The 14,353-nt window shown below is 60.3% G+C and carries 8 protein-coding genes; all 8 read right to left on the bottom strand.

The features are described from left to right. Positions 1-92: 92 nt before the first annotated feature. On the bottom strand, positions 93-1,145 hold the full coding sequence (locus LB541_RS09010; protein ID WP_224618205.1) for a cell envelope integrity protein TolA: 1,053 nt from the start codon (positions 1,143-1,145) through the stop codon (positions 93-95). Between the two features lie 124 nt (positions 1,146-1,269). Further along, positions 1,270-4,107 carry an SNF2-related protein gene (locus tag LB541_RS09005; protein WP_224618204.1) on the bottom strand — a complete coding sequence of 946 codons (2,838 nt, stop codon included), beginning with the start codon at positions 4,105-4,107 and terminating at the stop codon, positions 1,270-1,272. A gap of 613 nt (positions 4,108-4,720) precedes the next feature. Continuing rightward, complete coding sequence (locus tag LB541_RS09000) at positions 4,721-6,652, bottom strand: DUF262 domain-containing protein (protein ID WP_224618203.1); 1,932 nt, start codon at positions 6,650-6,652, stop codon at positions 4,721-4,723. Between the two features lie 39 nt (positions 6,653-6,691). Next, entirely contained in the window at positions 6,692-7,198 is a 507-nt protein-coding gene (locus LB541_RS08995) for a hypothetical protein (RefSeq protein ID WP_224618202.1), read from the bottom strand. A gap of 81 nt (positions 7,199-7,279) precedes the next feature. Then, on the bottom strand, positions 7,280-9,130 hold the full coding sequence (drmB, locus tag LB541_RS08990) for a DUF1998 domain-containing protein (RefSeq protein WP_224618201.1): 1,851 nt from the start codon (positions 9,128-9,130) through the stop codon (positions 7,280-7,282). Positions 9,131-9,142: 12 nt separating this feature from the next. Further along, positions 9,143-12,670, bottom strand: a complete 3,528-nt coding sequence (gene drmA / locus LB541_RS08985; protein ID WP_224618200.1) for a DISARM system helicase DrmA — start codon at positions 12,668-12,670, stop codon at positions 9,143-9,145. Position 12,671: 1 nt separating this feature from the next. Next, on the bottom strand, positions 12,672-13,079 hold the full coding sequence (locus LB541_RS08980) for a hypothetical protein (RefSeq protein ID WP_224618199.1): 408 nt from the start codon (positions 13,077-13,079) through the stop codon (positions 12,672-12,674). Between the two features lie 103 nt (positions 13,080-13,182). Continuing rightward, a complete protein-coding gene (locus LB541_RS08975; protein WP_224618198.1) occupies positions 13,183-14,289 on the bottom strand; it encodes an XRE family transcriptional regulator in 1,107 nt (368 codons plus the stop codon). Positions 14,290-14,353 lie beyond the last annotated feature (64 nt).

Here is a 14,353-nt window from a genome sequence, read left to right as displayed (position 1 = left end):
CGGCGCGGCCCATGTAGTAGAGATGACAGTGTTTGCGATATGCGACTTCTCCCTTTTTTGAAAGATTCCAGGAGACGGGCTAGCAGGTTCGCCTAGCGCCGCCTGCCGCTTCCATTTTTTGCCCTCTCGGCGAGATATTTTCTTTGGCGCTTCTCGACCGCAGCTTTCCGCTTGCGGTCCATCTCCTGCCGGAGTGCTTTGGTCCCCTCTTCGGCAGTCGATGACTTCTTTGCTTTCTTGGCGAGGTATTTTTCACGCTGAGCGAGATACTGTCTCTCGCGCTTCTCGATCGTAACTTTTCGCTTACGCTCAACTTCCCGTTCGTTTGATTTGATCTCCTTCGCGGCTTTTTCAGCAGTTTGCTTCGCCGCGTATCGTTGCTTTAGAAGCTCAGCTTCTTCCCGTTCGCGTTCCACAGCGATCCGTATGGCCTCTTTGATATGGGCTTGCGGTATTGCTCGATTGGAAGGCGCCGTATGCTCCTCATCTCTCAAATAGTCTGACAGCTTACGTTTCCGAGAGATCGCGATCTCGGAACCGCCCGTTTGGAGTTCGAGCCTATTGGACGCGATGGCCCTTCTTCGAATGCTGTTCGTCGTCCAGTGAACGGAATAGAGGTGCTCGACCTCGCCATAACCCTGTAGCGAATCGAAGACATCCTCCTGAAAGTCACTTACCTCCGCCCGTATGCTAGCGATTCGGTTGCGGAGCCAACTTTCCGCAGCGATCAGCTTCTGCTCCACCAGTGCAATATGATAGTAGGTTGTCTTGATGTTCTCCGAGGTGATTTCGCCGCGCCGCATGCTACGTCGTAAGTTGGCGATATGCGTGTCGACCTCAGACGCTGCAGCCCGGCCTCGTGCTTCTAGCGTATGGATGCGCCTTTCGGCGTCTTCCTCTCGCTCCTCAAGCATCGCAAGGTGCTTCAAATCGCAGGTGCCTAAGAAATCCCAGTAGAGCGCCTCGGTGAGGTCTTCCAGATCGGCCGGGGGAATGTCCTCGGCCTCGCGCGGCAACGAGCAGCGCATCTCGAGGAGCTTGGAGGCGAGCCAAGCCGAAACGGGCTCGCCGTCATCGTCCACGCAGGCGACAAGCCGCGCCGACCAGGCGCTGAATGGCGTCTGCATTGTGGCACGCGACATCATCAGCCAACCCGACCTATGACGCAGCGAGCCGACTTCCCATGTTGGACCTGGATACGAGTCCAGCGAAAAGTCGAGCGCAACAGGCGTGCACCCAAAATCCTCAAACCTGCCCCCCAATGGCATATTACTCGATTGACCACCTTACCATGAACAATGGCTGGATGACTGGCTGGCGACTCAGACTTTCCGCCACGTCGTCCAGCATGTCCTCAACCTGCTTTCGCACATCCCGCCGCCTCTCGTGCTTGGAGAGCTTCAGGTCGTCCATCTCGCCTTCGAGCTTCTTCACTGTGCGTGAAAGCGAAAGCTTGTCGTCCATAGACAGATCCGGTGAGCGGCGCTCCTTTCGCAGCGCCTTGATCTCGCTGTCTAGCTCTTTGATGCGGGCGTCGAGCTCGATCTCGATGTCCTTTGCGTAGTTGTCGAGGCGCGCCTCCTCCTCCTCCAGCCAACGGAAGTTCTGCCTCTTCATCCGCTCGGAGAAAGCGCCGAAGTGCTCCAACTCCAGCCGGTCGATTTCACGCGGGGTTGCCGCCGCTGCCACTCCGTCGCTCCTGGCCGGGACCATGAACATGCGGTCGGCGGTTTCGGGGCTGACTTCCACGCCGCCGTCGGTTAGGCACGAGATCATCAGTTCCTCGCGCACGGTCCCGCGAGCCTTGATTTGGGCTTTAGATACCCGCAGCCAGCCTGACTGCCCGGTCAGGTTCTTCACGTCGGCGAGTTGACCCGGAAAGGCATAGGCAGCTGGGAGAAAGCGCAAAGACGAGACGGTCACGCCATGATCGCGGGCCTTTGCCTTTTCGACCAACTCGCTTGCGAGGTTGCCCTCCGACAGCCTGAAGAATTGCCAGTCATGGTCGTCCGCCTCCGGCCACCTTGTCGTGAAAGTCTGCCCTCGATAGTCGAAACGGGTGAGTGTCTCGCTATAAAAATGAGCCGCCGGGAGTTCGGCACGTGCAATCACGGCGAGGCGGCGCGTGAAGTCGTCAACAGCGTTATCGAGTTCTCCTTTGCGCCCCTTGAGGCGCGCAACGACGTCTTGGTCGAGGTGCTCAAGCACCTTGGCGCGGGCCGATTGCATATCGGCATCGATCCGGTCTTGAAGTGAGGCGGTAAGAGCATCGAATTCGCGCGCCACCTCTTCCTCGGTGCGACAAGACTGCACGATGCCTAGCACGCGCTGCTCAAAGTCGACGCCGCGCTCGATGGTGCCGAGCACTTCGTCGCTTGATCCGAAAACGCCGCTGAACAACTTGAACTTCTGGTCGAGCAGTTCGTAGATGCGCTGCTCCGCCTGGTTCTTGCGGTTCAACATGTTGACGACAGTGACGTCGATCTTCTGGCCATAGCGATGGCAGCGGCCAATGCGCTGTTCAACACGCTGCGGATTCCAGGGTAGGTCGAAATTGATGACCAATGAGCAGAACTGGAGATTGATTCCCTCGGCGCCGCTCTCCGTCGCGATCAGGATCGTCTTGTCGTCGCCCTTGAACGCGTCGACCACCGCTGCCTTCATGTCGGCCGTGCGCGAACCCGACACTTTGTCCGTGCCTGCGTGCCGGTCTTGCCAGCTCTGGTAGAGCGCTTTGCTGACGGGATCGCTGTTCGAACCGTTGAGCAGAGCGATCTGGCGGTCGTAGCCGTTGGTGGACAGGAGCTCGCTCAGATAGTTCTGCGTGCGCACGCTTTCCGTGAAGATGACTGCCTTGCGGCGCCCGCCTTTCTGGACAATGGCGTCCAAGACGTGCGGAAGCTGCGAGATCAGCTTTTCGCCCTTGGCATTCTGCCCGATCGAGATCGCCAGGTCGAGAAACGACCGGAGTTCGAGCAGCTCGGCCGCCAGTCTTTCGGGGTCGACAGGTTCCGGTTCCGTCCCGTCCTCGTCGAGTTCCTCGCCGATCTCATCGATTGTGTCGATGTCTTCGCTGACCGTCTCGTCGACAACGCCGTGGCGCTCCAAGCGCTCTATCAGGGAGCGGAGGTAGCCCGCCACGGCGAAGGTTGAAGAGCCAAGGATCTTGCGGACTTGCAGGATAACGAGCTGGTTGGCTCGGTCACCGTAGGAGATCGTGTCCTTCCGTTGCAGGAACTCGGACACCTTCTCGTAGAGCTCGACCTCACGACTGGGTGGCTCGAAATCGAAAATCACGGGATTGCGTCGCGTGAAGTTGATGTGGCCGGCCTCCTGAACCTGTCGGCGCAGCGTGCGGCAGCAGATCGTCGCGAGTCGCTGTCGCAGCATGTCGAGGGATGCCGTGGTCACGCCTGCGCCGGTATAGAGAGTCTTGAAGGCATCTTCGCCACCGAAGTGGTTGTCATCGATGATCGAGACGATGCCGAACAGCTCCATTAGCGAGTTCTGCAGAGGCGTCGCCGTCAACAGCACCTTGAACGGTTCCTTCAGGGCCTCCTTGAGCTCCTTGGCTCGCTTCGAACCACCCTGCTTGTAGACGTTGCGCAGGCGGTGCGCCTCGTCGAACACGACCAGGTCCCATTTTATCGTTGCGAGTTCATCGGCGCACCGGGCGGCGAACTCGTAGCTGCAGATGACGATCCCGTGCGCGTCCCGAAAGGGCTTCGCCTGACCTTGTTTTCGCAGTTCCTTGTATGTCGCTGCCTCGAGGATCGTCGCGGGTAGTGAGAATTTCTCGCGAAGCTCTTGTTCCCACTGCTTGCGAAGGGAGGCCGGCACAATCAGCAGGATCCGCCGCTTCTGCTCCGCCCATTTCTGCGCCATGACCAGACCGGCCTCGATCGTCTTGCCGAGGCCCACTTCGTCGGCGAGCAAAACGCCCTTCGAGAGTGGCGACCGAAGCGCGAACAGCGAGGCCTCGACCTGATGCGGATTCATTTCCACACGCGCGGAGGTGAGCGATCTCGTAAAGGCATCCTGGTCTAAACCCTCCAGGGTAATGCGATGACTGTGGTAGTGACCTTGAATGGGCGAATAGGCAGTCAATGGGGAAATCCAAGTGGGTAAACGAACAGCGGAAGTCGAATCAGGAGCCGAAGACAGTAGAGTCGCAGGACAACTAACTATTGCAACATTTACTTATCGTGATGGACGATTCGGTTTGTCTTGTTCGCTAGGAGATGTTCGGCGTCTGGTGTCGAAGGAGCCGTGATTGGGCCGCCCAATGGGCGGGAAGCCGCCCTGACCGTGTGGTTAATTGCAACCGCAGGAGTCCCAAGCCGGTTCTGGAACAGGCACCCGGTATATCTTGATGCCTTCGTGAAGTTGGTTACTATTTCGCCGTTAACCCCTCCAAATGTCCATGACTCGCCAGCGCTCGCATAGCCTGCGTGAGCAATGCGTCAAACTGCTGCCTGATATCCTTGCGATCATTCAGAGGCATGGTCGTCCAGACGGCTCTGTCCGCGTCATGCACTTGGATGCCATATCCATTTGGCACTTTCCGCTGGTCCACAATGCCCGACGCTCGGTATCCAAGCTTCCGCTGGCCAGTAGCATCCGTAGCCCGCATCTCGATCGACCACTCTAGCGTTGGCGTGACCTGGCAAAAGAACAAAGGCCCGTCATGCTTGTTCGACATCGTTCCCTCCCGTCACGCTCACAGCGCGACGTTGGCCGCTACGTCGTGCGCTTCTGTCGCGCTAGCCGCCACCGGTCCGCTACTGACACTTTGGGTGGCTTCACCGGCCGATGGCCGAGGCCATATCAGAAGCGCAGTTTCGAAAAGCGCATTTGCCCGTTCGATGATCTGCGCCTCGCTCCAAACATCCGGCCACCTATCAAGCAGCTTGGCGTTCAACTGCAGTTTCGAATGAGCTTTGAGGGCAACGGACTTGCCGTTCGGCTTGCCGTCAGCGCGAGGCGGCATCGTCCAGGCCGAGTTTGATAGCGACGGGTTTAGCGCGTTGCTGACCAGCGTGAGATTGCCGATGCCATGGAGTGCACGATCCCTATTGACCCGCCCGCTCTCATCGCCGTCGAAGGGCCAATGGTCCCGCCATTTCTGCGGCATAATGTGCTCAATGGTGAGCTTGGCGAAATCGAAGCCTACCACCGGCTCGCCCAAAGCTCCGGGCGTCTGGTAGTGTTCCTCCAGGGCCTGCAGGATCATAAGAACACGTGCACGACGGAGATTGCTGTAGAAGACCCGACTGCACCAATCTAATCTGAAGCGCTCATCGTCAGGCCACCACAGCGCGCCCTCGAGAGCGCCGAGATAGTTCGATATCGCCGCGCCAACCGGCTCGGCTGAATTGACCGAGTGGATTATCCCGATAAGATCGATAGCCAGATTGCCGTAGCCCCTGGTTTGGCCACCGCAAATCATCCGCCTGACAAGATAGCTCTCGAGGGCCGCGGCGACCGAATCCTGGTCGTCGTCGGTCGATCCCTCACGGCGCATAACTGCCATCAGCACAGGTTGGAACACTGACATATCCAGTGGCTTTAGGCGCATGCAGAAGGTTGCGAAACGAGAGTGTCCGACCGGCTGGTCGATCTGTCGGAAGAGGCTGCCGTGGATCTGGATGTCGTTCATGAAATCATGAACGGACTGCATGTCTCCAGGGGAGACGCGCGACTGCGCGTATTTCAGGAATTGATCATATAGGTGGCTTGCCGAGATCGGATGACGGACACGGCAAATGAGCCAATTTTGGAGAAAGGTGTCTACGCGTGCCCTGGCGGCGTGCCCGGTGCCAATCTTCTGTCGCCAATAGCCTGGATCGCGATCGAAACTGCTCCAGTATTTATCATAGGGCGCGGCCGCATCGTCGTTTCTTCGCGCGAATTGCCAAAGAAGCCAATTCTTGATCAAGTCGGCCGGCAGCAAAGGCGTGCCGTGGGCGTTGAGCGTTTCGAAGATCGCCTGCGGCTCGTCGGAGCTGTCGAGGTCGAGAACGATGAGACGAAGGTGGTCTTTGAGCGCGGACGAAAGCGCCGGCACGCGTTGCTCAGCAGGCCCTTTGTCCAACCAGTTCCGCATCGACTCGACAAAGAACGCGTAGGCTTCCGCCATCCGCGTCCTTACGCCCACCAGATCTTGCGGGCCAGGTGCATCCATGACCTGTCGAAACGCGGCCCGGTCCTCGTTAGTCGGCCAGACCTTGTATTTCTCTTCTTCCTCATACCCTGGTGGGTTCAGCGTCAGCGCCTCGAGCCGAGAAACCTCGATGCCCGCCGCCTTCTCGGCAGGTTCGTTGCCCGAGCCGATGATCTCGCCGAAGGCATGCTTTGCCGCCTGGAGCACGATCTGGAGCGTCGTTAGGCGCTGCTGGCCGTCGATGACTTCGCGCCTCGTCACGCGGCCACTGGGGGTGTCAGCTTGCTCGAGAACTACGGTGCCGAGGAAATGGCCAGCTACCTTCTTGCCGTTTGCCGTGAGAAGGCGATCCGCCAGATGAGCGAGGTCGTCCCAGAGGGGCTCCCATTGCTCTTCTCGGCTCCAAACATATGGGCGCTGGAACAACGGCACCAGGTGCCGTGTCTGCGTTCCAAAAATATTGGCAAGTGGATGATAGGCTGGTTGCATTCCAAATCCCCCCGGATTCTTGTTCCCGATTACGCAGGTCTAGTTGATGCCCGCCTCATCAGTAGCAACAGAGTTCGCCCACTGGAATACTCTCTGTTGCTCTCGCCTGAGAAATTCGACGGGATCAAGGACGGGGATTCCAAAATCTCTCGCCATTGAAGTGAAGCCGGCTAGGCTCTCCGGCTTCAGCGTTCCCGTCTCAACATTTTCTCCGTTGACGACGATAGCCGACAGAAGGGGCCAGCCTTTTCGATGAGCGTATTCGCACAGCCTCGTCAGATGATCTCCCATCTGCCAATGGACCTTCGCCCAGTCGGCGCCACTTTCATCCGCAACCTGCTTGTAGGTAAGAAATCGCCCCTCCGCGGCTGCACGGCGAATGACCGTGAGTGTCGTCTGGAAATCAAGGATTGGGCTCTTCAGCCGTTCTCTCGCGGCCAGAATTGCTGGGAAGATCGGATCCCGTTCTCTCCCCTGTCGGCGGTAGTTGGCGATCAGATTCTCGAGCTGTTCGAGCGAGTAGGTGGTAAGCTTTTGGGCGTCCACGATTATCCTTAGCTTTGTTGCCGGCTCGAGACACGTGCGAGTCCCAGAGGCGCGGGCCGATCGCTTTGGTCTCAGGTGCCCCTACGAGAACATCGCTGACTTGCTGCCCACCAAAGTGGAAACCAGAAGTCCCCTATCCAGCCTGGTGTTTCGAGCTTCGCATGATGTCTCGGGCACGAGAATGCATGCGTGGCACGCAGCACCGTGAAGCGGCCGCTCATCGAGATCCGTTCCCGCGTGGTGATCTGCGCATATCGGGTCGTTCGAGCACAGCTCCAGACCATGCACGGCCTTTGCCAGCATTTCTGGTATCCGCTCGGCCATGCCGCTCAGACCGCCGAGCGTGCCCTGGGCGCCCGCTGTCGAGGTGTAGATCAGGATCCCGAAGCGATCGGCCTGGCCGGCCCCACTGGCATAGATACGCTCCTTGAGCGAGGAAATGGGATATCCGCACTCCAGCGCCAGCTCGGCCATCAGCGCGTGCGAAAGCGACTGCAGAGCCCAATAGGTAACGCCGAGGTGCTTGGCAGGCCGATTGAAGCGCGCGGCCTCATGCGCCTCGCCACGATGCAATTCTTGCGCGCGGATAACAACTTCAGCTCGGTCGCGCCATACCCGGATGTAGCCAGGGTCCACGTGAAGGAATATGCCTTCACCAAACTGCTCAATGGCCGGCAGCCATTTTATCTCCCGATTAAGTGGTGCTCCATCGACCTTGAGCTGAATTTCGTCCAGTTCGCTCTCGGCCGGTGTAGGAGGCGGTTCCAAGCGCGTGAAGCCGTAGAGGCACGTGACTTCGCGCAGGCGACTCACCTTCACGACCCCAGCTAGGAACCGGTCCCAAGGTGGCGACAAGCCCAAGGCCGACCGGTCAAGTGTCTCTGCGAACAGGAATGCGCCGGCGTCGTCATGCCCGATGACCGGCGCACCCGATGACAACGCGTCGAATTCCGCGACGCGGGGATTGGTTGATGGGCCGTCGGCGGCGTCGGCCATGGTCGCCAAGGCGTTGATGATCTCCTCGTCCGAGAACGGAGCAAACGGCTCCTTGGTCTGCGGGAGAGATCTCAGCACCTGGATAAAGTTCGGCAGGCTTCTGAGCGACTCAACCGTTTGCCGATGCTCATCGATCGTCTGCCTCACACGATCATCGGTGCGGGTCAGCGAGATCACCGTCACCGTCTGCGCGAAATAGGTGTTGGTCGCCGAGCGGGGCAGCAGCCGAAGGTCCTCATCGCAGCTCTCGCCCGAGATATACCTCGGCATTAACCAGGGGCTGAATGCGGAGCATGTGCCGAGGAACTTGGGCTTGTATAGGTCGGCCATCGTCACGTGGGCGCCACAAGTGCATTGGACGGAAATGTCCGACGGATCCGAGCTGACCCCGCGCTCGACCCAGAACATCGGCTTCCGACAATTCCGGTCGGCGCCACGATGGACCAATCCCCGCCAGTCGACATCCTCAAGATGTCCCTTCGCACAGGCGCCCACGAAGCGGATGGGGTTCACGCCAAGCCGCTTCCCGCTGACGGTATCCACATAGCTGAGCTTTTCGCCGCGAACCTGCAGGTGTTCGAACTCGACCATGCGCCGCCGCGTCTCTGATGTAGCCGGGGTCTGTGCTGCTGGTTGCTGCGGTTCCTCGACGGTGAACCACGTGGGAAAAACCATGACATCCACGCCAGGCCTTCGATCATCATGACGGTCCTCGTCTTGTTCGGGTGGCGGTCGCAGCCCCTCGAATTCCGGCCCAAGTCCGAGTTGCTGACGCAACAGGGGAACTAGCCGCTGCTCCTCTATCGGCAGCCACTGACCGCTGTGATTCCACCCCTGTAGTCCCGCCACGACCACGGCGTGATCAGGCAAGTCCAGCATCGCGCCGGGACCGTAAGTCAGCAACAGTTGCGAGAAGCTCTGTGTGGTGTCGGGCATCGTGGCTCGCTGCTAAAAGGATTGTCCGGTCGGTGTCTTGAGGCGAAGCAACGCCACAGGTTCGGTATCGCGCATCGAGCGGCCCGCGATGAACAGCCGACGCTCCGGGGCCATGTTGACTTGCTGGCTCTGCGGATCCTGAAGCAGACGCCTGACGGGCTGCTCGTTCGCATATTTAAACGGATCACCACCGCTTGTCTGCTGATCCGCAATGCGGATCCACGCGCCCTTTAGATCGTCGAGGCGACCCAGGCAGCGATCGATTTCAGCCTGCGTGGCACCGCCTGCGATCATCTTATCGCGCACGGTCGCGGCGATCGCGACAAAGGCCGGCTCGTATTGCGAGAATCTGCTGGCTGCTTCGTTCGGTGTGAGTGCCGGTTCAAAATGACGAACTGCGGCGACCATGGTGGCGGCGAGAGCCCGGTCGAGAGCGCGCGTCGAGAACGGCGTCACGCTAGTCGCTTCCACCGCCCGGTAGAAGCTCTTGTGGAACGAACGGAACTGTTCGTAGTGCATTCGGTCGCGCGGCTTATGCACGTTAAGCAGCGTAACCACCAGGCCCGGCTTGTTTGTCTCGCGACCGACTCGCGAGGTCGCCTGAATATACTCGGCGGCAGTCTTGGGCTGCCCCTGGACGACCATGAGGCCTAGGCGGCCGATGTCGAGACCTACCGAGATCATGTTCGTGGCGAGGGCAACATCGACCGCGGTCTTTTCGCCTGCCGGGCGCCCCAGCCGCGTGCGGGCCTCTGAGACCTTGTCGGTGCTGTATCGCGAGGTCAGTTCCTGGATCTCGCGCAGCTGGCGATTAGCGAAAACTTGTCCGGTAGGCTGCAGCCGCACACGGTTCGACCCATAACTGGCCAAGTGCGCCCTAACCTCGTCATCGACGATGCGCCGTGCGCCGCCCAGCTCGCGTAGGGCATTGAAGTAGCACAGCGCGGTCAGATAAGGATCTGCCGGGTCGTTCGCGCCGCCGCTTGCCAGCGCCTCCGCTCCAGCCAGGAGCGTTTGCAATGTCCTGAGGAAGACGAGCTTCGGCCCTCTTCCTGGAGAGGCGACGCCGACATAGAGCCGAGACGGCGACGATGTGTCCGCCTTGGCGAAGAAGGAGTCGTTGCGGCTAATTCCCGGCGGGGGGAATATCGCCGTCCTCGTGCGCCCGAAGAGGTTCTTGATCTGCGCGCTGGCTCGTCGCACCGTCGCCGTGGACGCCACGATCTTCGGGCCGCGTGGCAGGCCATTGACCTGGCGAGAGGCTAACAGGTCGAAGGCGGTCTCATACAACCCAGCGATGGTTCCCAAAGGTCCGGAGATCAAATGCAGTTCGTCTTGGATGATGAGATCAATCGGCGGTAGCGGTGCGGGAAGGCGCGTGCCGGCATTCGGCTCGGCGGCGCCATAGAAGCCCGAGCCGTCGTGACGGGTCACATTGCCGAAAAAGGCGCCGGCGCCTCCCACCCAGGGAACGTTGGCGAACTTGTCGATGGTTGCGATCATGAATGCGGGCAACCGCCGATAAATCTCATCGTCGACAACGACGATCGGCAGTCTCTCGACGCTAGAGAAGTCGCAATCGATATTCTCGCAACGAATGTCGAGACGCTTCGGATCCTGCTGGTTGGGGTGGAGGTGGAACGCATCCGGCTTGAGTTCGCCGCCGCACCACGGACAATTCTTGAGCGGTGCCGGTGCCGGACCATGACCGCTGCGATAGCTTCGCACCCACTGAATAGCGGACCCCGGTGCCGGGCTCCTGGAATTGCCGAAGCTGTTCGGGGTCGCACCGCCGCCGACCCACAGCCCGATCTCGATCGGCCATTGACCGAGGCGGCCGTGATCCCGCCGTTCGAGTTCGAGCGCGCAGATCAGGCCCGCGGCGCGCTGTAATTGATCGAGCGTCAGAAGCCGCAGCGTATAACGCATCACAACCGACAGTCCCGCGCCGCTCATGCCTGGATTGTTCAGTCGACGACGTGCAATCGCAAAGGCTGCGAGGCCAAGATAGGCTTCGGTCTTACCGCCGCCGGTCGGGAAGAATAGCAGGTCGACGGTTGCGCGATCCTGATGGATCGGATCCACAAGGCCGTCGAGGTTGAGAAGGATGAAGGCGAGCTGGAACAAGCGCCACGTCGGCGCGGTCTGCTGGTCCGGCGCCTTTCCGTTGATGGTTGAGCCACGCTGCCGGTTTGCGCGCGCCATGGTCCGGTTCATGATCGCGAAGGCTTCGCGGCTGACCGGATCGCCAACCAGGCGGCCAATCCCGCTCGCGATGCGGCCCCTGGCGATCTCAATGTCCCGGAGCAACTGGTGCGCGACGTCCTGTCGCTTTTGACCGTCTATGTTCCCGACCGCCGCAGCCTGCTCCACGGCCCATGCGGCGTAAGCGGCCGGCACCTGCTCGAGAGCAGTCCGCAGGCCTTCCACATCTTCGGCGGCCTTGCCAAGCGCCTCCATGCCACGGGTGACCCCGGGAAGATCGATGTCCGCGCCGAGCTTCTCGACATCCTGGCTAGGAATGGGATTGGTAAAGACATTGGTAACACGGTGATCGCCCTGCGCCGACCAGTCACCCGAGCTGTTGTGACCGATCGCGTAGGAAACCACATCACAGTAGTGGAGGTCGGACAGACGCTCGTCGAATCCATCGGAGTCATAAGAAGCGCGGTCATCGTTCGGCTCGAAGCCTAGCGACGACGTCAGTTCCAGACGGGCCTGGAAGCAGAAGGCAAGGTCTCCGTAACGGCGAAGGGCTTCGGACCGCCTGTTGACCAGAAACACCGAAACAGCGAGCAGATTGCGTTGCCGGCCGTCGATGCCGGCGGTCTGCGTCGGGCGCACCGATACGGCAAGCTCAAGTCCGCCTCCGGGATAGGCGGGCGCTGCACTCTGAGGAACCAGATAATTATTTAGCCCATGCTTGATGGGGATCGAAATCCGCCGCTCCTGTGGCAGGCGACGCCACTGCAGGCTGCTGCGGGGAGGTTCGTCTAGCCTGCGCTTCTCCTTGGCCGCGACTACGCGCTCCTCCGGATTGACCAGAACCGAGGCTAGAGGCGGCTCGGTGACATAATCGCCCCAGGTGACGCGGGCCTCGATCGATGTGGTCTCACGCGACAAAAGCACCGTCAGGCCAATCGAGGATGGCTCGAACGAGCGGCGCGGCGGTGGCTCTGCCGGGCCGGCATCCTCGCCGGCTCCTGGCCGCGGCGCTCCCTGCTCAAGACCTTCCGTCTCCCGCTGGGTCTCAAGCGCGAGCTCCGCTTGCTGCTCGTCAGCGAGTTCGGCGCGCTTTTCCGCCCCCGTCTGGCGGTAGGGAGCAAGGAAGCCGGTAAGATACCAGGTCGAGGGGCTCGTGCCTTCCAGCACTTCGCGCGCGAGATCCGGATCGAGGTCCGGATGCGGGCCGACGAGATCGCGCCGCAATATGTCGACCAGTCGCTCGCGCACCTCGGCAGGCGTCCCCGGCTTTGGAAGTGTGCTTAGCCGATCTTGTGCCGCTGCAGGAGCGCCGCCCGACGCTAGTATCTCCGTCACGTCACTTCCTCTCCAATTGCGCTAACTGTATCAGCGCCTTTTCCAGCCACTGCTGGGTGTAAGCCGTCTCGACCTTCGGTCGAAATCCGGCATCGGCCAACAAGCGCTCCAGCGACACAAGACGATCCCGCATTCCCAGTCGAATGCCGATGCGAAGGCTGCCCTTGTCAGGGCCGCACAAAACCCAGGCATCAGTCCGGCTAAGCGCATGCGCCCATAGAGACTGTTCTCCGGGATCGAGAAAGCCAATCTGCGGGTCGCGCGTCAGCGCGACCGCGAGATCGATATCCTCGACTGGATGCACCTTCCTGAGCGTCCTTGCCAGCTCATCATGGTCGATCTGCTGCTCCGGACGACGATTTTGGGCACCGGTCTGCGTCTCGACAAAGCAGGCCGCAACGGTCTCCACTCCATAGCCTCCGGTCAGCGCCTTCCAAGCTCCGACACGCCAGCATTGGATGATGACGTTGGTGTCGACCAGGACTGGGCCTCTGTGGCGCGCCATGCCGACATCACAACTCGTATGGCGCGTCGACGCCGTGCTGAGCGAACAGTTCCGCGAAATCGTCGATCGCTACTCCAAGGATCGAGGCCATCCGCCGCATCGATGTCTTGCCTTCGTCTAGTGCAGTCGCAACGATCTGGACGAACGGCTTCGAGAAGAGCGCCGGCGGCGCCTGTTTCGCCGGCTTGTTCCGGCCGTTGTTTCGAAGGCTATCATCCGAAATGGTCTGGTTTTGTGCTCGGCTTATGCGGCCCATGCCAACAAGCCTCCAGCGCAAGGCCTGTGACGTAACCAATAGCTCGTCAGCCACCCCGTTGAGCCGGTCAACAAGAGCCTCGTCGATTAGCTGCGCCCAATCGCCGAACCGATCAAGCACGGGTGACGGCATCAGCAGCGCCGAAGCGAAATTATCGGCCAGTTGCTCGATGCGGCTCCTTTTGATCGGCATGGCCTCCTCGATATGCTCTGGCGGCATCTTCTCCCAGGTCAGGATGTGGAAAAGCTCATGCGCGAGATCGAAGTGCCGACGTCCCGGCACTTCGTTGCGGTTGATGAGCACAACGTCGAGTTCGGGCAATTGACAAGCGGCGCCAGAAACACCTTCGATCGGATCGACCATCAGGACCAGCATGTCGAGCTTGGTTTCCATGACTTCGGCGAGGCGAACCGCCGGCACTTCGCCGAGCTCGAATTCAGCGGCAAAGCGCTCGCCGTCCGCGATCGCTTCTTCATAGGTCGATTGCTTGCTCAAGCTGAGTGCAGGCCTGAGCAGCGGTGGCTTGTGCCCCACCTGGCGCCCAAGCGTGCGGAACGCCGCGATTAACCGACCCGCAGCCTCTTCATAGCTGCGCAACTTGTCGCCATCGACGCCAGTCTGACGCCAGGAGAAGCGTCCTTCGCCAGCGAGCATGAACGGGTCGGTGAAATAGTCGAGCGGGACGCCGAAGATCTGGACAGCGCGCAGCAGCTCATCGGCCGCCACCCGGCGCTCTCCGGTCTCGATGGCCGAGAGCGTCTGCCGATCCTTGAAGCCGAACGCGCGCGACAGGTCGTCCTGGGATAGTTTTCGCTCCTCGCGCAGCGTCTTGATACGGGTGCCGATTGTCGTGGTCATCAAGAACCTCCGGCGCGTTATATAACCTTGCAAAATCAGGCTTGCAAGATTTTCTTGCAAATCC

The sequence above is a fragment of the Mesorhizobium sp. BR1-1-15 genome (assembly GCF_020165475.1).
In the GTDB taxonomy this organism is placed as follows: Bacteria; Pseudomonadota; Alphaproteobacteria; order Rhizobiales; family Rhizobiaceae; genus Mesorhizobium.
The sequence above is the reverse complement of the archived record's forward strand: the minus strand, read 5'-3'. Positions and strand labels throughout refer to the sequence as shown.